Genomic DNA, 21,255 nt, shown 5'->3' with positions numbered 1-21,255 from the left:
TCAGGCTGTATTTTAGCAATTATCATCTATGTATGGTGTTGATTTGTTTTCAGCTTTTAACAAAATCAAACCCATAAAAAAAGCCACATGACTGTGGCTTTTTTAATTAACTAATTAGTTCATTGCTGGCAATGGTGGCGGTGTAGATGGACCATCTTTTGGTGGTTCAAATGCAGCCACTGGGTTTTCAGCAACATATACTTTAGGCGGTTGTGGCTCACGACCTTCCATAATGTCACGGATTTGATCACGATCAATAGTTTCCCATTCCATCAAAGCTTTTACCATCGCGTGTGCAATATCTTTATTACTTTCTAAGATATTACGTGCAACTTTGTATTGCTCATCAAGAATACGACGTACTTCTTCATCAACTAACTGTTGAGTTGCTTCAGAAATCGTACGGCTTCCTACATTACCAAAGAAACCATTTTGGTTTTCATCTTCGTAAACCATTACACCCATTTTGTCAGACATACCGTACTTCGTAACCATTGCACGTGCCATTTTAGTAGCTCGCTCAAAGTCATTTGAAGCACCAGTAGATTGCTGTTGGATAAATACTTCTTCAGCAATACGACCACCAAACAAAATTGCAATTTCGTTTAGCATCTTGTCTTTATAGTGGCTAATTTGGTCTTGTTCAGGTAACTGCCAAGTTACACCTAAAGCCCAACCACGCGGCATAATCGTTACTTTATGAACAGGATCTGTACCCGGTAAAATCTCGGCAACAATCGCATGACCAGCTTCATGATAAGCCGTTGCACGACGCTCTTCTTCACGTAGAACCATCGATTTACGCTCTGGTCCCATGTAGATTTTGTCTTTTGCATCTTCAAAGTCATGCATGTCGACCGTGTTCTTATTACGGCGTGCAGCAAATAATGCAGCTTCGTTAACAAGGTTTGCCAACTGCGCACCAGAGAAACCTGGAGTACCACGAGATAGAACCTTAACATCCACACCCGTAACTGAAGGTAATTTTTTCAAATGTACGTTCAGAATCTGCTCACGACCACGAATGTCAGGTAAACCTACCATTACTTGACGGTCAAAACGACCTGGTCGTAATAACGCTTTATCCAAGACATCAACACGGTTTGTCGCAGCAATTACGATTACACCTTCGTTACCTTCAAAACCATCCATCTCTACAAGCATTTGGTTCAAGGTTTGCTCACGTTCATCATGACCACCACCTGTACCTGAACCACGGTGACGACCTACTGCATCAATTTCGTCAATAAAGATAATACAAGGCGCATGACGCTTCGCTTGCTCGAACATATCACGGACACGGGACGCACCCACACCCACGAACATTTCGACAAAGTCAGAACCTGAAATGCTGAAGAAAGGAACTTTAGCTTCACCAGCAATTGCTTTGGCTAATAACGTTTTACCAGTACCCGGAGGACCAACCATAAGTACGCCACGAGGAATAGTAGCGCCCAAACGTTTGAATTTTGCAGGGTCTTTTAAGAAATCTACAATTTCAACAACTTCTTGTTTTGCTTCATCACAACCAGCGACGTCAGAAAAATTGACTTTGATTTGATCTTCAGAAAGCATTTTTGCTTTCGACTTACCAAAACTCATCGGTCCATTTTTTCCGCCTGCACCACCACCCATGTTACGCATAAAGAACATGAATAACAGAATGATTAACAGTACAGGGAAACTAGCAATGAGAAGTTGCATCAAAATGCCTTGACGTTGAGGAGCTGTTCCCTCTACAACAACATTTTGCTTATTTAAGCTCGGCATAAGCTCAGTGTCTTCAACTTGCGGACGAACAGTTTCAAACTGTGATCCGTTAGTTTTTTCACCATTAATATTTAAACCGTCAATTGTGACTTGCTTAATTTGGCCAGCATTCACCGCTGCAACGAAATCTGAATATTTCATCGCAGTAGGCTTATTGCGGTCACTGATATTACTGAAAATTAAAATCAGAACACCAAGTATTATTAGCCACAATACGGCATTCTTGAAGTAATCGCTCAAAGCTTTATTCCCATATCGATCTAATTTGATCATGCCCAATCTTGGCTGATCGTCATAAAAACAGCAACTGTATTGCTTGCGGATAACCTAAAAGTACAAAATGCACAATTTTTAGGAGCTTGGCAAGTAAACTTTATTGCAATGCTTTCTTACGCCCTTGTCCAACCAAAAAAACTTCTTTAGAACGCGCCCGAGAAGCTGCTGGTTTTGCTGTCTTTAACACATCAAAACTATCAACCACTTGTTTACGAAACTCATCAAATCCTGCGCCTTGGAACACTTTAACAACAAACTGTCCATTAGGACCAAGAACCTTTTGAGCAAAATCTAAAGCGAGTTCACATAAGTAAATCTGTCTAGGTTGATCAACAGCCCTATTACCTGATGTATTGGGGGCCATATCAGAAATTACAATGTCTACTTGTCGCCCATTTAAAATATTTAACAATTTTTCAAATACAGCTTCTTCTCTAAAGTCGCCTTGTAAGAAAGTGACATCAGGCAAAGCATCCATCGGCAAAATATCTGAAGCAATCACTAAACCTTTGCTACCCACAAGTTTTCCAGCAATTTGAGACCAGCTACCAGGAGCTGCACCCAAATCGACTACCGTCATGCCTGGCTTGATCAACTTATATTTTTCTTGGATTTCAAGAAGTTTATATGCTGCTCGCGCACGATACCCTTCCTTTTGTGCTTTTTTTACAAAAGGATCGTCTAGATGTTCCCTCATCCACGCACGACTACTTTTCGACAATTTCTGGTTTGTAATGCGTGTTGCCATAACTCACTAAATATCAAAAAAACTTCTGATCGTTCATTGTACGTGAAAATTACTCTCATTACAGTACGGATGTAGCGTAATCTCACCAAGTTTTACAGTTTTTTTCCAATAATGTTGATCGATTATTTATACAGTTTTTCGTACATCTGAATTTAAGTTTTTTGCTATACTAAGTCGTTTTTAAAATCAGGTATTTTTAATGGCCGCTTTATCTATCCATGAACGTAAACGTTTACGTCAAATTGGTCATGTGCTTAATCCGGTTGTCATGATTGGTGGACAAGGCTTAACAGATGCTGTTATCGAAGAAACTCTTCGTGCTTTAAACGACCACGAACTTATCAAAGTTAAAGTTGCTGGTGAAGACCGTGAAGCACGTACTGCTGTAATTGATGCAATTGTAGAAGCGACTGGCGCAGAAGCTGTGCAAAAGATTGGTAAAATTGTTTTACTTTACAAAAAAGCAGCTAAACAAAACCAGCATTTGTCTAATCTTGTTCGCCACGCTCATTTAGCAAATTAAGTTGATTTGACAAACTATGGCAAGTTACGAACTTTCAGCTTTTGATCGTTTTCATGCTGTTTCTGTTGTTGGCGCAATTGAACAGCAAGCACCGCACACCTTAAATGTCGGTTTTTGGATTCGTGATCCAAATCAACTCATTGTCTGGCCCCAAGAAGTCGCGGCTCATCCTCGTCAGGATTTTTTGTGGGAAGAAACTTGTTTCGAAATTTTTGTTGGCGTGCATGATGAAGATTATTATCGGGAAATTAACCTTTCCCCTTCTCAAGCATGGCAGTCTTATCAGTTTGAAGAATATCGCTACCCAGAAAGTATGCCTCCCCTTGCTGCTTACGATATCGAACTGAACCATCTCAAGCGTACTCATTATGGCTTAAATGTTAGTCTTGATTTGGGACAATTTATGCAAAAGCATCGCTTGAAATGGGCAAACCTCTATTTAGGTTTAACTGCAGTTTTAAAAACCCAAGAAGGTATGCAGTACTATGCAATGCAGCATAGTGGAAAAAGTGCAGATTTCCATAATAAGCGTGACTGGTTACATCAGTTTTAAAAGTAAAAAAGCGAGAAATTAATTCTCGCTTTTTTATAGCTGGGTAAAAGCTAAGATCATTAGTTATCTCGTGCTTTATTCCAAGCTTCAACTGCATTATTTTTAGTACGCTTAATACTTTCACTTAAAGAATCTTTGTGCTTCAAAGAAATCTGGCTAATATCACCTTTAAGTTCTTTACTGACTTTAGTCAAATCTTCGATAAGCGCGTTAATTTCTGCTTTCAAAGCATTTTTAAGTTCAGATAGTCCTTCTTGTGAAGTGGTAAACTGAGCTTTAATCACATCAAGACGTTGTAAAATATCTTGTTTAATTTGAATAAATTGATTTTGAATATTCTTGTTTAACTCATGAGTTTCAGCTTCAATTTTTTCTTGAGTTTCACTAAAAACCTCTTTGACCTGCTCTTGAGTTTCAGTGATAGCTTCTTTCACTTGCGTTTTTGCTTCTGTAGCAACTTCTTTAATCTGCTCAGTTTTCTCTGCAACACTTTCTTTTACTTGCGCAGTTTTAGCAGTTACTGTTCTTTTTGCTTTAGTTGTAGTAGCAGCTACGGTTTCTTTCACTTCATTCACCTCAGCTTTTACTGAATCAACTACAGCTTGAGCTTTCTCGCTCACATCTTTTGAAACTTGATCATTACTCATGCTATTTCCTCATATTGTTTATTTTTTAACTAGCAATACAATAAATCCAGTTCTAAAAATTCAGCCAGCAAATTGTTAGACAATTTATTAAAAGTAAATGATTCGGATGAGCACATAATTTTTTTGTAAAAATCAAGCAATGAATTATGTTTTTTAGCAGAAAATAAATAGACTTTTTAAGGTTCCATGCGTATAATGCGCTGTTAAGTTACAAGCGAGCAGACCGATAGGGAGGGGCATGTTTTATCACAACATCGCCTATCTTTTTTGGGTCTACTCGCTTTTTTACAGCCGAAATTCAGGAGCTTTGGTTTGAGCACCCCCGCCATTTTAGCCCTCGCAGATGGAACGATCTTTAAAGGAACGTCAATCGGCGCAACGGGAAGTACGACTGGAGAAGTCGTTTTTAACACAGCCATGACAGGCTATCAAGAAATTTTGACTGACCCAAGTTATGCACAACAAATTGTGACATTAACTTACCCACATATTGGAAACACTGGCTGCAACGCGGAAGACGTTGAATCTGGTCGTATCCATAAAGTATGGGCGAATGGTTTAATTATTCGTGACCTTCCACTACTACACAGCAACTTCCGTGCTGAACAGTCATTGAGTGAATATTTGCAAGAACACAATGTTGTTGCAATCGCGGATATTGATACACGTAAATTAACACGTATTTTGCGTGACAAAGGTGCACAAAATGGTTGCATCCTTGCTGGCGAAAATATTACTGAAGAAGAAGCTATAGCCAAAGCTCGTGCTTTTGGTGGCTTAAACGGTTTAGACCTTGCAAAAGAATGTTGCGATCCAACTGGTTTTGAATGGTCTGAAGGTTCATGGACTCTAGGCCAAGGCTTCTCTCAACCTGAATTAAAATATCATGTAGTTGCATACGATTACGGTGTCAAAACCAACATCTTGCGTATGCTTGCAGACCGCGGTTGCAAGTTAACCGTTGTACCTGCAGAAACTCCGGCTGAAAAAGTATTGGCACTTAATCCGGATGGCGTATTCCTTTCAAATGGCCCTGGCGATCCAGCTGCTTGTGATTATGCAATCGAAGCTGTAAAAACTATTGTTGAAACCACAACATTACCTGTATTTGGTATCTGCTTAGGCCACCAAATCTTGGCACTCGCTTCTGGTGCAAAAACTGTAAAAATGAACCATGGTCACCACGGTGCTAACCACCCTGTACAAAATCTTGAAGATGGTACAGTGATGATTACTTCACAAAACCATGGTTTCGCTGTAGATGCTGAAACTTTACCGGCTAACTTAAAAGCAACGCATAAATCATTGTTCGATGGCACCTTACAAGGGATTCACCGTACAGACAAACCAGCTTTCAGCTTCCAAGGTCATCCTGAAGCAAGCCCAGGTCCACATGATTGTGCCCCATTGTTCGATCATTTCATCGAACTTATCGAAGCATCTAAACAGTAATTAAGGAGCGAATAATGCCTAAACGTACGGATATTAAAAGCATCTTAATTATTGGTGCTGGCCCGATTGTGATTGGTCAGGCATGTGAGTTTGACTACTCAGGTGCTCAAGCGTGTAAAGCGCTTCGTGAAGAAGGCTACCGTGTTATTTTGGTTAACTCTAACCCAGCAACCATTATGACAGACCCTTCAATGGCTGATGCAACTTATATTGAGCCAATTACTTGGCAAACAGTTGCACAGATTATTGAAAAAGAACGTCCAGATGCAGTATTACCAACTATGGGTGGCCAGACTGCGTTGAACTGTGCACTTGCACTTGATGAGCACGGCGTTCTTGAAAAATATAATGTTGAATTAATTGGCGCAACTAAAGACGCAATTGAGAAAGCCGAAGATCGTAAACTCTTCGATATCGCTATGCGTAAAATTGGCTTGGAATGTCCAAAAGCTGCCATTGCTGAAACAATGGAAGAAGCTTTAGAAATTCAGTCACGCTTTGGTTTCCCGGTAATTATCCGTCCATCATTCACAATGGGTGGTTCGGGTGGTGGTATCGCATATAACCGCGAAGAATTCCTTGAGATTTGTGAACGTGGTTTTGACCTCTCTCCTACTCACCAGTTATTGATTGATGAATCTTTAATTGGTTGGAAAGAATACGAAATGGAAGTTGTTCGTGACAAAAACGACAACTGTATTATCGTATGTGCGATCGAAAACTTTGACCCAATGGGCGTACACACTGGTGACTCAATCACTGTAGCACCAGCTCAAACATTAACTGACAAAGAATACCAATTGATGCGTAACGCTTCGGTTGCAGTTCTTCGTGAAATTGGTGTTGAGACAGGCGGTTCTAACGTTCAGTTCGGTATTAACCCGAAAGACGGCCGTATGGTTGTTATCGAGATGAACCCTCGTGTATCTCGTTCATCTGCACTTGCTTCTAAGGCAACAGGTTTCCCGATTGCTAAAATCGCAGCAAAACTTGCTGTTGGTTATACCCTTGATGAATTGAAAAATGACATCACTGGTGGCGTAACTCCTGCAAGCTTCGAACCATCAATTGACTACGTTGTAACGAAGATTCCTCGTTTTAACTTCGAGAAATTTCCGCAAGCTGAACCAGTTCTTACTACTCAGATGAAATCTGTTGGTGAAGTGATGGCTATTGGCCGTAACTTCCAAGAATCTGTACAAAAAGCATTACGTGGTCTTGAAGTTGGTGTAAGCGGTTTTGATGAAAAAATCGAAGCTGGTGCAACAAATGCAAAAGAAATTATTCTAAAAGAACTTAAAGTTCCAGGTCCTGAGCGTATCTGGTACGTAGCGGACGCTTTCCGTCATGGTTTCTCTTTAGATGAAGTTTTTGAAGCGACTAAGATTGACCGCTGGTTCCTTATCCAAATTCAAGATATCGTTAAAACTGAAGCTCAAGTGAAAACTTTAGGTTTTGGTGACTTAAACGCTGACAACATCCGTTCGTTCAAGCGTAAAGGTTTATCTGACCTTCGTATTGCTCACCTTATGGGCATTTCACAAAAGCAATTCCGTAAGCAACGTTGGAACTTGGGTGTTTATCCAGTTTACAAACGCGTTGATACATGTGCAGCAGAGTTTGAATCTGGTACTGCATACATGTATTCAACTTACGATGAAGAATGTGAAGCAAACCCATCTAACCGTGACAAGATCATGGTGATTGGTGGTGGTCCAAACCGTATTGGTCAAGGTATCGAATTTGACTACTGCTGTGTACACGCTGCATTAGCTATGCGTGAAGACGGTTACGAAACAATCATGGTGAACTGTAACCCTGAAACTGTTTCTACCGACTATGACACATCTGACCGTCTATACTTCGAGCCCGTAACACTTGAAGATGTACTTGAAATCGTACGTACAGAGAAGCCTAAAGGCGTAATCGTACAGTATGGTGGCCAAACTCCACTTAAATTGGCACGTGCTTTAGAAGAAGCAGGTACTCCAATTATCGGTACATCACCAGATGCGATTGACCGTGCTGAAGACCGTGAACGTTTCCAACAAATGATCCAACGTTTACAGCTTCGTCAACCAAACAACAGCATTGTAAAATCTGCTGAAGAAGGTATCTCTGAAGCTGCAAAAGTAGGTTATCCGCTTGTTGTTCGCCCATCTTATGTATTAGGTGGTCGTGCAATGGAAATCGTATATAACGAAGAAGAACTTAAACGTTACCTTCGTGAAGCAGTTCAAGCATCTAATGAAGCCCCTGTTCTTCTTGACCGTTTCCTAGATGATGCAACTGAAGTTGATGTTGACTGTGTATCTGACGGTAAAGACGTTGTGATCGGCGGTATCATGCAGCATATCGAACAAGCTGGTATTCACTCAGGTGACTCTGCATGTTCAATTCCTCCTTATTCTTTATCAAAAGAAATTCAGGATGAAATGCGTCGTCAAACGATTGCGATGGCAAAAGAACTTGGCGTTGTTGGCTTGATGAACGTTCAGTTCGCTGTAAAAGGTGACGATATTTACGTTCTAGAAGTTAACCCACGTGCTTCACGTACAGTTCCATTCGTATCTAAGTGTATTGGTGATTCTTTAGCGAAAATTGCTGCACGTTGTATGGCAGGTCAATCTCTTGAGTCTCAAGGATTTACTAAAGAAATCATTCCAACGCATTTTGCTGTGAAGGAAGCCGTTTTCCCATTCGCTAAATTCCAAGGCGTAGACCCTATGCTTGGACCTGAGATGAAATCTACAGGTGAAGTGATGGGCGTAGGTAAAACATTTGGTGAAGCATTCTATAAAGCTGTTTTAGGCTCGAATGAACGCTTACCTGGTTTACCAACTGAAGGCGAAGTAAAACATGCTTTCTTATCAGTACGTGAATCTGACAAGAAATACATCGCTGATATCGCTAAGAAATTAGTTGAATATGGCTTCAAGCTTGTTGCAACAGGTGGTACTTACCAAGTGCTTAAAGAAGCAGGTTTAGAATGCGAATCTGTAAATAAAGTTACTGAAGGTCGTCCACATATTGTTGACCGCTTGAAAAATGGTGAAATACACCTTATTGTCAATACCACTGAAGGTAAACAGGCTCAATATGACTCTGCAATGATTCGTCGTGCTGCCCTACAAGGCAAAGTGTATTACACAACGACTATCAATGGCGCAGAAGCTGTTTGCCAAGCCTTTGCTGTGAAATTGCCAATGGATGTATACCGCTTGCAAGATTTAACTGTAGGTTAATTTTTTTACCGATAAGTCCCGTCACCTTATCGGTGGCGGGATTTTTTCATTTTTTTAACTGTGTTTTCTCAACTTAAGAGGGACCGAAATGCAACGTTATCCAATGACCCCTGAAGGTAAAATCGCCTTAGAGAAAGAATTACAACATCTGAAATCTGTTGAACGTCCACGTATTACTCAAGCAATTGCTGAAGCACGTGAACATGGGGACTTAAAAGAAAATGCAGAATACCATGCTGCTCGTGAACAGCAAGGTTTCTGTGAAGGACGCATCCAAGATATCGAAGGAAAATTGGGTGCTTCACAAGTCATCGATGTTAAAGACTTAGAACAAAACGGTCGTGTTGTATTCGGTGTTACGGTAACGATTGAAAACCTTGATACTGAAGAACGCAAGACTTATAAAATTGTTGGTGATGATGAAGCTGATTTTAAAATCAATAAAATCTCAGTGAACTCACCAATCGCACGTGGCCTTTTGAGCAAGAGTGAAGGTGATGAAGTAAAAATCGTTACTCCTCAAGGCGAAGTGGAATATGAAATTGTAAGTGTAGAATATCTCTAAGATAATACACAACTAGCCCCTCTTTATGAGGGGTTTTTATTCAATACCATTGATATATTTTTGGGAAATCACAAATGGATACTTCTTTAATTAACACCCCAGTTCGTCATTGGTGTGAATTTGAGTTTATTTCCAAAACTGTTAAAAACCCGAATATCCATATTAAAGGTCATTATTCATATTATTCAGCCTATTGGGACCAAGGTTTTGAACGTTGTGTTGTACGTTATTTACATGACAAAGCCTCGACACCTGACAAACCGATTGATCAACTTTATATTGGTAATTTTGTTTGTTTTGGCGCTGAATGCGTAATCATGATGGGTGGTAACCAACTCCATAGACCAGACTGGATTTCGACTTTCCCTTTTGATACCCGTAGTTTTTTAGCAGCTGGTGACACAGTTATTGCTGATGGGTGTTGGATTGGCAGTCGCGCAATGATTATGCAAGGTGTCAAACTTGGTGAAGGTGCAGTGGTTGCAACTGGAGCTGTAGTAACTAAAGATGTTCCACCCTATGCAATTGTAGGTGGTGTGCCTGCGAAAATTATTAAATATCGCTTTCCTCAAGAACAAATCGATAAACTGCTTGCTTTAAAACTGTATGATTTAGATGAAAAGCAGATTCTGAAAATACGTGAATATTTGCAAACTGATGATATAGCTTGTCTATATGAATATATGGAAACTCAAAAATTATAGCCCTTCTTTAATATATGATTTCCAATCTTCCTCAAAACGATTTGAGTGATCAATGTTATAAATAGCTAAATCTTTAAGGAAATTTCGTAAAGTATATTCTCTTGAAGAACTATCATTACTACGTCTAGCTTGATCATATGCTTGTATTAATTTATCAATAATAGTTCCCTTTACTTGATAATCATATTCGAGAATAATTCTATACCACTCTGCGTCTGAAATATTTTCAATACCATGCATACCTGCACTCAAATGATGCTTGCTTAGAAATTCGCGCTTATCTTTACATAGATAAGAAATTAATTTGTTAATGACTTTCTCTATATAAATTTGATGATTTGCAAATGGCTCTACCCCCATCATATAGCTTAGTAAAATCAAATTTTTATTAGCATTATCAGTTCGTAACAATGCAAATTGATTAATTTTCCTTATAAATGCACGCGCATTGAGTTTTTTTTCAAGCTGCAAGGCCAAAGTAAAAAAATATAATTCATTCACTTCATCTAAACTTGTTAACTCTCCGATCCTAAACAATTGTTCTTTAATTATATTTTCATAATGGTAATCTGCAATATTGGATGGAAATTGAATTGTAAAATCGACGAATTTTTCTAAATAATCACCTTGTATTTCCGAATCATATCCATAAAAGGTTTTTATTGACTGAAGTAATTGTGTTTTATTCATTACTAGAACAAAAACAATTTTTGGGGTATCAAAAAAATGCTTAATTCGTTCAATCAAACGAATAGCAAAATCAGGACGACAGCGATCTAGTTCATCTATTATAAAAACTAATGGTTGATCCAACTTACTAACTGTCTCTGTTAAATATTTTTTGAAGTCATTTAGTGTTTTCTTTTCAGCTTCATGCCCTGCAATTTTTTCTTGAATGCTTTCCTTAATTCGATCACTTGCTTCCTCAGTTAGACTTTCTACTTCATCTTTTGCATTTTCATAACCTTGCTGTAAAAGTCCACCTAAAAAACCAGCTCCAATTAAATGTAATCCTATAGTAAGTGCTACTTTAGGCAAAGATGGTAATAGAGCTGTTCCAATAGATGCCGACAATTTGATTAGATTTTCCACATTTTTCTTAGTTTTTTGGTCTTTACTTAAAATATTTGTAATTTCTGAAGTTATTACTAAAAAGGGGTCATCTAAGTAATCATTCGCAAAAGCATCTAAATAAATTACATTATGGCCAGTATGCTCAAGGTGTTTTTGCCAATGTTTAACAAACCATGTTTTTCCCTCTCCCCAACGTGCATCCAACGTCAGAACAGCTCCACACTGTAACCGATCAACATAGTTAGTTAATCTTTCTCCCAAATATTTTCGCCCCCAAAGGTCTCCCTCCCAAGCATTCTCAATATTATCTAAGTTTGTATTGTTCCAATTAAGTTGGTTTAATTCGCTCATTGTATTAATTAGATAAAAATAAAATTTATTATTCCAATATAGCATTTAGAATGATTGAACTAAAAATAAATAATTTAGATTGTTCTACTAGGTTTTTTTAAGTATTTAATGGGTTTAAGATAAAGGAATAGTCATTTTTTAAAAAGTATTTAAGACTAACTGAAATAAAATGATAAGGAACAATCTCATGTTATATCAACATATTCTAGTACCAATTGATGGTTCTGAAACTTCTATGGTCGCCATGAAAGAGGCCATTAAACTGGGAAAAGCACTAAATAGCAAAATTACAATTGTACAAGTGATGGCACTTGATCCTTTTATTGCTGATGTCTACGTAAAAACTGGTCAAACTAATGATTTGATTGAACGCACAAGAACTTATTTACTCGATATTTTAGAACACGCAAAACAAGAGTTTGCCAATGAAGGCATTACCGTTGAGACTAAACTGCTGGAAGGTTTTGTCGTTCATGAGGAAATCATTCAGGCTGCCCAAGACTTAAATGCAGATTTGATTGTAATGGGCTCTCATGGGCGCACGGGGGTACGAAAACTCGTTTTAGGAAGTGTGGCACAAAAAGTTTTAGGGGAAAGCCATATTCCCGTGTTAATTGTTCGATAATTTTCAATATTGCCTATCTTGTTAATCTTAATAATTTAGGCAATTTTTGATAAATAAACTTTTTTCAATAGATTTAAGGCTGCCAAGCAAACTGCTTTAAGTCAACTTTACCATTTAACAAATAAACACCTTCAGCTTCCAATTTTAATTGCTGAATATTTTCACCTTTTTCATTAAATTTACTTAGGCTAATTTTTCCTTGAGAATTAATCACACGATACCAAGGAACTTGATGATCAGTTTCAAGATGTTTTAAAACATAGCCTACTAATCTCGCATGTTTTGGTAATCCTGCCATACGAGCCACTTGTCCATACGTTGCAACTTTTCCGTAAGGAATCAAAGCAATGACTTCTAAAATTTGCCGATGTAGTTCATACTGAGTTGTCAAAGTGGACTCCATAAAAATTGACATAATTCATATCATATAAAAATTTTTTGAATAAAACTAAATGCAATCCAAGGTGGGCTTGAGGGAAATCTGCATGAAAAAAACATTACTGGTGATTACTGGCACTTTACTATGCGTTTCTTGTACTACACGCCCTCCTCTTCCTTTAGGAGAAGCACCTAAAGTCTCCACAGATGGCCGCCCTATTATTCCAGTCACTTTTGTTTTTACAACTAATTCTCCAGAAGCAACAAAGTTTGATAATTATCAACAGATGCGTAAGGAAATTAAAATATTAAATAGATACTATGTGGATGATAAAAATAATAAAATTTTTAAATTTAAATTACATCGTTATATTCCTTATGAAGAGTTTTCAAAATTACATTGTGATTTAAAACAACAGATTAATCAGCCCTACCCAATTACGATTGAAACTATTCCTGCCAGTGTAAATACGTGTTTTCCAAAACGAACTGCGAGTAAAGAAGTGATTGTTTTTATTTATGATGCCTATTCAACGAAATGGAAATTTGAAGATGTAACGAGTAGAGCCTTTCGTAATAATGGCAAACCCTTTATTTTATTAGACTGGAACCGCCTCAATTATAATATTCAGGCTGGTAGCGTGCATGAGATGGGACATGTGTTTGGTCTAAAACATGTTTGTGCGCCAAAAGCTACAAAACGTACTCCAACCAACATCATGGCAAGCGCCGAATGTAAATTAGGCAGTGGTGGCTTAAGAAATTTAGGATTTACGCCGGTACAACTTCAAACGATTTTATCAACGTACAAACAATATCCCTAAAATTTAATTTCAATATATGCTCCTAAGTTATCTTGGGTAGCGATGTAATTTTCAGGGGTCAGTAAAGATGTCATGTAAGTACTCGCCTTTAAGAAATCTTCAGCATCGACTGGATACGGCTGCCAAAATGTTTTCAAATTATTGGTGTAAATTGGATAAAGGCGAAGTAAGTCTTTTGATAAATCTAACCTTGCTATACAGCCAAATGGTAAAGCATTGTGTTTTTCATATTCGCCATTGCTATTAAACACAGCATTGCCAATACCAAATACGACTGGCTTTTGGTTGATGATCTGGACAGGTTGAATAGTATGGGCACCATGGCCAATGATCAGGTCAGCGCCAGCTTGGATTAGAATCGTAGCAAGCTTACTCTGTTCTTTCGTAATTGGCTTAAAGTCGACACCCCAATGGCAAATAACAATAATTTTATGTTCAGGATGAATCAGCCTATAGCGACCTATTTGTTCAAGCAAAACACCATTTAAACACGCGACCCCACTCTTATGACCTAAAGCATAAAAATCATAATCGAGATAGGCAGTGTCTCTATGCCAGTATCCGTTAAAAATAGCATAACGCTTATTTTCAAAAGAGAGTTGAAAGTAGTTATGAGCATCTTTTTGGTTTACACCTGCCCCGATATAAGAAATGTTAGCTTGATCCAACTGTTGTAATGTATAAGTCAGCCCACGATCCCCATAGTCTTTTAGATGGTTATTTGCCAACACAACATGATTAAGGTGAATATTTTTGAATTCTACTAATGTTTGTTCAGCATCAGCTTTAAGAATAAAAGGCTTTTTATGATCTAAAGGAGATTGGTTTTCTAAAGAAAATACCGCTTCAAAGTTAGCAATATTTAAGTCATGTTCACCTAAAAAAGCTTTTATTTTCTCAAAAGAATAGTCATATCCATATTGTTGTAGAGCATCTTTTTGACCCTTTGACTTGCGCTTTTCTGTATAGATCTCCCCAAAATAAGTATCCCCCAAAATGTTGATAATACCACTTGGGGCTGAGCAAACTTTAGGTTGTACCTTCTGTGCTTGAAAACAATGGTAATAAGGAATCAAGTGCTCAGCACGATGAATATCATCTAAAAATGAAAAGAAACCAATCGTTTGGTTTTCTTCAAAGAACGTGAGATAAATTCTTCTAAAAGAATTTGTAAGATATAAGACCTCTACTACATTCTGTCCCACTAATGGTGTCTGAGGGAGATAAGTCTTTCCTTGAAAATTCAGCTCTTTTATAAAGAAGAGTTTTTTTATTTCATTGGGATAGCTATAAATTTTTCTGAGCAATAAAAACAAATGCTTTAACTGATTTCGTAAACCTTCTTTTTTTAATGTTAAGTGATAGACATCAGCCCTTTCGGACAAAATTAAATGTGCTTTTTCACTTTTACCGAAAAGCATATTACTTAAAGCTTCTTTTACATCTACTGCTTGAGTAAAAATTAAGAACTGGAACAGTTCAGTAAATGTATACTTTTCAGATGCTTTTAAACCTAAATTTTGCTGTCCAATGTGCTTACTCATATTTTGTGGCACAATATAGACGTCTTGAGCCAGTACACTTTTTTGCTGAAATTGTTCTAGTGCATAGTCGATCAGCAATAACGTGGAGATGTCATCGTCAAATTCGAATTGCCATACAGCTTCATCAAAATTTGTAGTGTCGATATGTGCTAATAACTTGATTTCAACGGGTTGATACTTCATAGCTCATCACCTTTGTAATCTTTAACGTAAGCGATGTAACCCGATAAGTTATGCTCTTGGTCATCAATCCTTACTCGAAAACGGTCATGACGAATATAAAATGCATGTAAAATTTTATCTGGTCGTGCCATATACATAGCCACTTCTGGATAAAAAAATCCTGTTGTTTGAAAATCAGTTCTAAATTCAATTAATTTTTGAAGCTCCGGCATGTAAGCCTGCTCAAAAAGTGCTGTACGTCCCTGCTCTTTTAAGCGGCTAACCATTTTATAAGCAGCCATTAACATTTCTAATAAAGTCGCATACGTTGTTTTTCGGTTACGAATAAAAATAAAGTGTTTTAAATAATTATTTAAACCAAAAATAAAATATTTATCTTCAGGGCATATTTTTGTAAGCTCATTGGTACAATAACTTAACCAATGATCATGATATTTTTCATATCTATTTTCAATAAAATATTCAAACATTAATTTAACAGTTTCTAATAATTTTTTATCCTGATTAATTTGATATAACCTTAATAAAGCTAAAGCAGCTTCACCATCATAATAAATAATTCTGAATTTTTCTTTTAAGTCATAATCTGGATAATTTAATACGTGAGTTGTTGAGCCATTTGAATTTACTAATTTTAAAATACCATTTGCTAATTTCTCTGCATATTTTTGATAATCAGTTTTTTGAGTAATTTCCTGATATTTAGTGAACATTAAAATAGCAGCCGCATTGGCTCCTAATTTAATTTCAAACTCCCCTTCTTTACCATCAATCATAAAAGCAGTTTCTGAATCTTTTTCTTTATAAAAGTTGGTCAGTGCATATTGGATAGCAGCATGTATTTTGGGCCAATATTCTGGCTTACTCTGCACTTCAAATGTTTCTAGCAATGCATACACTGAAGTACAGTGGCGTACCGTATTGTAGTTACGAATATTGCGATCATAGGCAGAAAAATAGCCATAGATAAATTTGCCATTTTCTTGAATTTGATCATGCAAAAATGCCGAATTTTTTTCAATTAACGACTGAAAATGCTGTTTCTTATTGCTCGAAATCGCCCTAATACCATTTGCATCATAACCGCTCGCTAAATTAATCAATTGCCCATTTTCATAAAATGCTGCGTAGGTATCAAAAGTCCAAATGTCTTGTAGCTCTTGTAGTTTAATCTGTGGTCTAGTCACGTTATATTTTTGCTTAATTGCATAATTCAGATTTGTTTCATCAAAAAAGTTGGGTTTGTCATAGCTCAAACCTCGAATAATTGCTTTTCCATAAATCTCTTGCTCAAGAAAAGCAACTGAACATTGTTCATCAAACCCAATACCTTTACGGTAGTGGTTGTTGTGAAATTGATGATGGACCTGTTGCTCTACTACTTTCCAAGCTTGCTTCGTTAAATTATATGCAACATCAATTTTTATATAATCAACAAGTGACTCATGTGCAAACTGGTCATTAATGAAGGCTAAGAATTGTATTTTTGCTTGAGAAAAGTTTGTTTTCTCACTATGCCATACGTTACATCTTTGGTCTTTAGGCCCATAAGATATAAATAAAATCGTCTCTTTTTGAAGATCTGAAACATGGGGAGCGATATGTTCTAACCAAAGGTTCAGTTGTCTTTGGAAGTTTAAAAATGCTGTCACTCGAAATCAGTCCCTATCCGTTATTTGTTGTTCTATAAAGTTTTCAATCCATCATAACATGAACATGTGAAACGCTAAGTTAACGTATTGTTTAGACGAAAAAAAAGAGCCCGAAGGCTCTTTTTTTATAAGTCACTTGTCAGATTAGAAAATGATTTGACCATTATTGATCAAGTCATTCAATGTCACAGAACCTGTAAGGTTAGTCAATTGAAGCAATGGCGTTTCAGTGTAAGTACCTTCGATGAGTAATCCGCCATCACGGTCTACGCTGATTGTCGCAGTTTGAGTACCAGCATCATAACTTACTGTCACATATTGACCGATTGTTAAGTTAGTTTGAGAACCAATTAACAAGTTACTTAAGTCAATCTTATCAGCTTGATCATCTGTTGCAGTATCACCTACATGGAAGTCAGTCCATACATCTACACCACCTGTTGTGTTACCGCCAGTTGCATCAGTGACACTTGCAGCCGTTAACGTGTTGTAGATCAAGGTATCAGAGCCATTACCGAGAGCAAATGTATCATTTGCCGCAGTACTTACCGCAAGGCTATTCAACTCTTGACTCAAGTTAATCGTCAATGTAGAGGCATATTCACTACCATCGATCACTGAAACCAACTTGTAATCAATCACATCAACTGTCGCATTTGCCGCGCTATCTAATGGTTTGTAGAAATAAGACCCATCATTGTATAGATACAATGTGCCTTCACCTGTATCCACTCCTTGACCAGCAGCTAGCTCATAAGTGCCAGTCGTTGAGTTCATTACATAGAGCTGAGTGCCTTCTACGACATCATTAGTAAGAACGTTGCCAGTAATCCAGTCTGTTTGACCATCTGGTGTGTATTGGTCTAGATGCGTAACAGTAGTGTTCACTACAGTATCCAGAGTTACGTTACCAATTGAAATCAAACTAGATAAACTGAATTGTACTCGATATAGACCTTCTGACAAATGAGCTACCGAATCAGATAAAGCAGGTGCTCCAAGTACACCAGCTAAAGCAGTTTGAGAACTAGAGTACGCTGTATCTACCCAAGTTGCACCGCCATCTGTAGAGCGCTGGATTACATAACCTACAGTTGGTAATGCAGATAAGCTTAAAGTAGCCGTATAAAGCATTTGTAGATTGACATCCGCTACAGTATTGGCCGCGACAGTAAAGTTATTTGACAATACAGTATTACTATTATCAAAAAGACTAATCGAAACATTTGGACTTGTTACATCCACAAGTGGATCTACCACTGGTGACATGCTGATTGTTGCATCATCTGTATCAGCTGTTACAGATGGTGTTGGAAGTGTAGCATCTGCCGAAGGATCTGCTGTATTCCAAGTTACATCAACATCTGGCGAACCAACTTGAACATGTAATGTCGCGGTATCAGTTCTACCAGTAACTGGATCTGTGACTGTGTAAGTGAAGCTATCAACTTTACCTACATTCGCCATATCCGCAGTTGCTTGATAGCTATAAGTACCATCTGAATTAATAGTCAGAGTTCCGTATACACCAATAACCGTTTCTGGAGTACCCGCTACAATTGTAGCCGTATTACCATTTTCAGCTGTAACAGCAGTTACTACAGAAGTTGTCGTAATGTAGTCCGGCACATAGTTTGTACCGTAAACCGCAGAGTTATCATCAGCAAGTACATTACCAGTTACAGGGTCAACAACCAGTACAGGTGGCTGAGTAATATCACCATGATTCAGCGTGATATCCGCAGTAACACTACCTAAAGCTGTAAGTAATGTGTTGCTTTCCATGAACAACTCGTAAGTACCGGCACTTAAGTTATCAATCTTGAATTGAACTTCGGAACCAAAGATACCTAATAAGTCAATCACGCCAGTATCAGAACTATCCGCAACTACAGTACGAGTGCCATCTGGATTTACTCGTGTTAATACCACATGTAAACCGTCGACAACCGTAGCAACCGAACCAAAGTCCACTGCAATAATGGCGTCTGTCAGATTACCTGGATCAACTGTAAATGTAGCTGTACCTTCTTTAGCTCCGATAACGATACCACCCACACCGAGTAACCAGTTATAGCTAATCGCGTTATCAAGTACCTCAGTCGTTACAGGATAAACCATGTCTATTTCAGCTGAAGCAACGTTATCCATCGCATCTACTGGAAGCGGACTAGTAATTACAGCTGGTTGAGATGGATCTGCATCATTCCAAGTCATATCTACACTGTCACTATCGAGACGAACGTAAAGTGTTGCCTCAGAAGTGTTACCTGTTACAGGATCAAGCAAGGTGTAGGTAAATTGATCTACCTGACCTAGGTTTGCTCCGTCTACAGTTGGAGTATAGGTGTAGTTACCATCTTGGTCGATCACCAATGTACCGTATGTACCAGTGATTGTTGCACCAGCAACTGGATCAACTGCAACACCATTCACTTGAGAGATCACAGCGCTGCTGCTTGCTGCATCAACTTCACCAGTGAGGCTTGCATCTTTGATGACATTACCAGAGATCGGTTCAACAGAGTAACCAGCCACGATGTATGGATTATAAACATCCATCGTACCAGTTAATGTTCCGCCTAAACCTACACCTAGCAAGCCTTCATATCCGATGAATGCGCGGTACTGACCAGCATCCAATCCTTCAAGTACAGCTGTTGGTGTACCTCCGATAAGCGATAAATCGATAAGTGATGCTTCTGGGTTAGTACCACCAATCGATACCCATTGTCCTGTTGCTTCATCAAATTTCTGAACAACGATTGCATAATCGCTGAGTAAATCTGCTGTGATTATGGCATCGAATGTGAACGTTGCTGTACCTTCGCGGTTTGGATCAACAGTAAACTCAATTGCGTCGTTACCAAGCAATTGTAAGTCGATACCTGCTAACGATACTGCTGCAAGGTAAGTTGAACTACCTAACGCTACATCATCTGCAACTAGCAATGGTTCTGGGTTGATCTCTGCAGTTACAACATTATCCACTGCTTTCACAGAACTCAATTGAATGTTGAGGTTTGCTTGAGCCGTATCACCAGTTACAGGATCAGTTAACGTATATGTAAACTGCTCAGTTTGTCCTACACCAGCTGCGCTTGCAGTAGGCGTATATGTGTACGAACCATCAAGGTTAATCTCTAATGTACCGTAAGTTCCATTAATGATCGTACCATCTGCTACAACAGGTTGACCATTAACCGCACTTACAACAGTGGTTGCAGTTACAACATCCACCTCACCTGAATCATTAATTTCCGTAATGACGTTACCGTCAGCAACTTCAGTGTAGTAACCACCTACTTGTGTTGTGTCATAAACATCCATTGTGCCTGTTAAGGTGCCAAGTAAACCAATACCTAGAAGACCGTTGTAAGTCATGAATGCACGGTATTGTCCTTCTTCTAGACCATCAAGAACCACACCAGGAGTTGAACCTAGTAAAGTAAGATCAAGAATATCAGCCTCACCACCACCATAGACCGAAGTCCATTCGCCTGTTACTGGGTCAAGTTTCTGAACTACTAGAGAGTAATCAGATAATGCATCCACTCCAATTAAAGCACTATAAGTAAAGGTCGCATTGCCTTCTTGACCAGCACCCACTGTAAAGCCAATTGACTCTGATCCTAACTGCAAATCAAGTCCAGCAAGCGATACAAGTGCTAGATAAGTATTACTTCCTAATGCTGCATCATCTTGTACAAGCAATGGTTGAGGAGCAAGTACAGCTGTATCAGTGTTATCGAAAGCAATGATAGAGCTTGCAAGAGTATAAGTTTGCGTATCTTGAAGTGTACTAGTGTTTCCTGCGAGGTCTGTGAATGTTGCAGTAGCATCAACAGTTAAGTCTGAATCTGCTGCAAGACCACTACCAGCTACATCAACTGTCCAAGTACCTGCTACGGCATCAACTGTGGCTGTATAGTCAACACCATTTACAGTAACCACAACACCGGTTGTTACTGCATCTGCAGGGATGTTGGTTAATGTACCTGTTAAGGTCACTGATCCACCAGCTTCTGTCGCATCCAAGATGTTATCAGCAGTAACTGGGTCAATTGCTAACACAGTTGTAGTGATATCAGGTGGAGTAACATCTAGAGTTACCGTTACATCTGCATCAGCAACATCTACG

General features: G+C 38.3%; 16 protein-coding genes and 1 pseudogene. 8 read left to right on the top strand and 9 right to left on the bottom strand.

Annotated features, from left to right (window positions below):
- Nucleotides 1-114: 114 nt before the first annotated feature.
- A complete protein-coding gene (ftsH, locus tag ACXM0J_RS13780; protein ID WP_033848050.1) occupies nt 115-2,010 on the bottom strand; it encodes an ATP-dependent zinc metalloprotease FtsH in 1,896 nt (631 codons plus the stop codon).
- Between the two features lie 133 nt (nt 2,011-2,143).
- A complete protein-coding gene (rlmE, locus tag ACXM0J_RS13775; RefSeq protein WP_000235573.1) occupies nt 2,144-2,794 on the bottom strand; it encodes a 23S rRNA (uridine(2552)-2'-O)-methyltransferase RlmE in 651 nt (216 codons plus the stop codon).
- Between the two features lie 199 nt (nt 2,795-2,993).
- Here rlmE and yhbY point away from each other — a divergent pair, with 199 nt between their 5' ends.
- Together yhbY and ACXM0J_RS13765 are read left to right on the top strand one after the other, a co-directional pair.
- Nucleotides 2,994-3,317, top strand: a complete 324-nt coding sequence (yhbY, locus tag ACXM0J_RS13770) for a ribosome assembly RNA-binding protein YhbY (RefSeq protein ID WP_002115576.1) — start codon at nt 2,994-2,996, stop codon at nt 3,315-3,317.
- A 16-nt stretch (nt 3,318-3,333) separates the two neighbouring features.
- The gene (locus tag ACXM0J_RS13765) at nt 3,334-3,870 is read left to right on the top strand and encodes a DOMON-like domain-containing protein (RefSeq protein WP_086264428.1); all 537 of its coding nucleotides are present in this window, start codon (nt 3,334-3,336) and stop codon (nt 3,868-3,870) included.
- A 59-nt stretch (nt 3,871-3,929) separates the two neighbouring features.
- Here ACXM0J_RS13765 and ACXM0J_RS13760 read toward each other — a convergent pair whose 3' ends face one another.
- Both ACXM0J_RS13760 and ACXM0J_RS13755 read right to left on the bottom strand, forming a co-directional pair.
- Nucleotides 3,930-4,517 (bottom strand): hypothetical protein, encoded by a 588-nt coding sequence (locus tag ACXM0J_RS13760; RefSeq protein WP_086264427.1) that lies wholly within the window; start codon nt 4,515-4,517, stop codon nt 3,930-3,932.
- 29 nt (nt 4,518-4,546) lie between these two features.
- Nucleotides 4,547-4,693, bottom strand: a pseudogene (locus ACXM0J_RS13755) (hypothetical protein); the annotation flags it as partial.
- A gap of 136 nt (nt 4,694-4,829) precedes the next feature.
- On the opposite strand from ACXM0J_RS13755, the gene carA reads away from it, so the two are divergent.
- The 4 genes from carA (at nt 4,830) to ACXM0J_RS13735 (ending at nt 10,483) form a co-directional block, all read left to right on the top strand.
- Nucleotides 4,830-5,969, top strand: a complete 1,140-nt coding sequence (gene carA / locus ACXM0J_RS13750) for a glutamine-hydrolyzing carbamoyl-phosphate synthase small subunit (protein ID WP_005067597.1) — start codon at nt 4,830-4,832, stop codon at nt 5,967-5,969.
- A 14-nt stretch (nt 5,970-5,983) separates the two neighbouring features.
- Nucleotides 5,984-9,214, top strand: coding sequence for a carbamoyl-phosphate synthase large subunit (gene carB, locus ACXM0J_RS13745; protein WP_086264426.1), 3,231 nt, complete (start codon nt 5,984-5,986; stop codon nt 9,212-9,214).
- 88 nt (nt 9,215-9,302) lie between these two features.
- Nucleotides 9,303-9,779: a transcription elongation factor GreA gene (gene greA / locus ACXM0J_RS13740; RefSeq protein ID WP_002115570.1), complete on the top strand. Its 477-nt coding sequence runs from the start codon at nt 9,303-9,305 to the stop codon at nt 9,777-9,779.
- 74 nt (nt 9,780-9,853) lie between these two features.
- The gene (locus ACXM0J_RS13735; RefSeq protein WP_086264425.1) at nt 9,854-10,483 is read left to right on the top strand and encodes a CatB-related O-acetyltransferase; all 630 of its coding nucleotides are present in this window, start codon (nt 9,854-9,856) and stop codon (nt 10,481-10,483) included.
- On the opposite strand, the gene ACXM0J_RS13730 is transcribed toward ACXM0J_RS13735, so the two are convergent.
- Complete coding sequence (locus ACXM0J_RS13730) at nt 10,478-11,908, bottom strand: KAP family P-loop NTPase fold protein (protein ID WP_086264424.1); 1,431 nt, start codon at nt 11,906-11,908, stop codon at nt 10,478-10,480. The genes ACXM0J_RS13735 and ACXM0J_RS13730 overlap by 6 nt on opposite strands.
- Before the next feature lie 187 nt (nt 11,909-12,095).
- Between ACXM0J_RS13730 and ACXM0J_RS13725 the strand changes: the two genes are divergently transcribed.
- On the top strand, nt 12,096-12,533 hold the full coding sequence (locus ACXM0J_RS13725) for a universal stress protein (RefSeq protein WP_086264423.1): 438 nt from the start codon (nt 12,096-12,098) through the stop codon (nt 12,531-12,533).
- Nucleotides 12,534-12,606: 73 nt separating this feature from the next.
- On the opposite strand, the gene ACXM0J_RS13720 is transcribed toward ACXM0J_RS13725, so the two are convergent.
- Entirely contained in the window at nt 12,607-12,936 is a 330-nt protein-coding gene (locus ACXM0J_RS13720) for an MGMT family protein (protein WP_086264497.1), read from the bottom strand.
- 82 nt (nt 12,937-13,018) lie between these two features.
- Between ACXM0J_RS13720 and ACXM0J_RS13715 the strand changes: the two genes are divergently transcribed.
- Nucleotides 13,019-13,735 carry a zinc metalloprotease gene (locus ACXM0J_RS13715; RefSeq protein ID WP_086264422.1) on the top strand — a complete coding sequence of 239 codons (717 nt, stop codon included), beginning with the start codon at nt 13,019-13,021 and terminating at the stop codon, nt 13,733-13,735.
- On the opposite strand, the gene ACXM0J_RS13710 is transcribed toward ACXM0J_RS13715, so the two are convergent.
- The 3 genes from ACXM0J_RS13710 to ACXM0J_RS13700 all read right to left on the bottom strand — a co-directional run.
- Complete coding sequence (locus tag ACXM0J_RS13710) at nt 13,732-15,462, bottom strand: CapA family protein (protein WP_086264421.1); 1,731 nt, start codon at nt 15,460-15,462, stop codon at nt 13,732-13,734. The two genes, ACXM0J_RS13715 and ACXM0J_RS13710, sit on opposite strands and share 4 nt — an antisense overlap.
- Nucleotides 15,459-17,114: a glycoside hydrolase family protein gene (locus ACXM0J_RS13705; RefSeq protein ID WP_086264420.1), complete on the bottom strand. Its 1,656-nt coding sequence runs from the start codon at nt 17,112-17,114 to the stop codon at nt 15,459-15,461. The genes ACXM0J_RS13710 and ACXM0J_RS13705 overlap by 4 nt, the downstream gene beginning before the upstream one ends.
- 144 nt (nt 17,115-17,258) lie before the next feature.
- Nucleotides 17,259-21,255, bottom strand: a 3,997-nt coding sequence (locus tag ACXM0J_RS13700) for a beta strand repeat-containing protein (RefSeq protein WP_304457334.1), incomplete at its 5' end; no start/stop codon positions are given.

The sequence above is a fragment of the Acinetobacter sp. GRABPA_MV_2 genome, from assembly GCF_056725885.1.
Note: the sequence above shows the minus strand (reverse complement) of the source record. Positions and strands in the feature narration are given on the sequence as shown.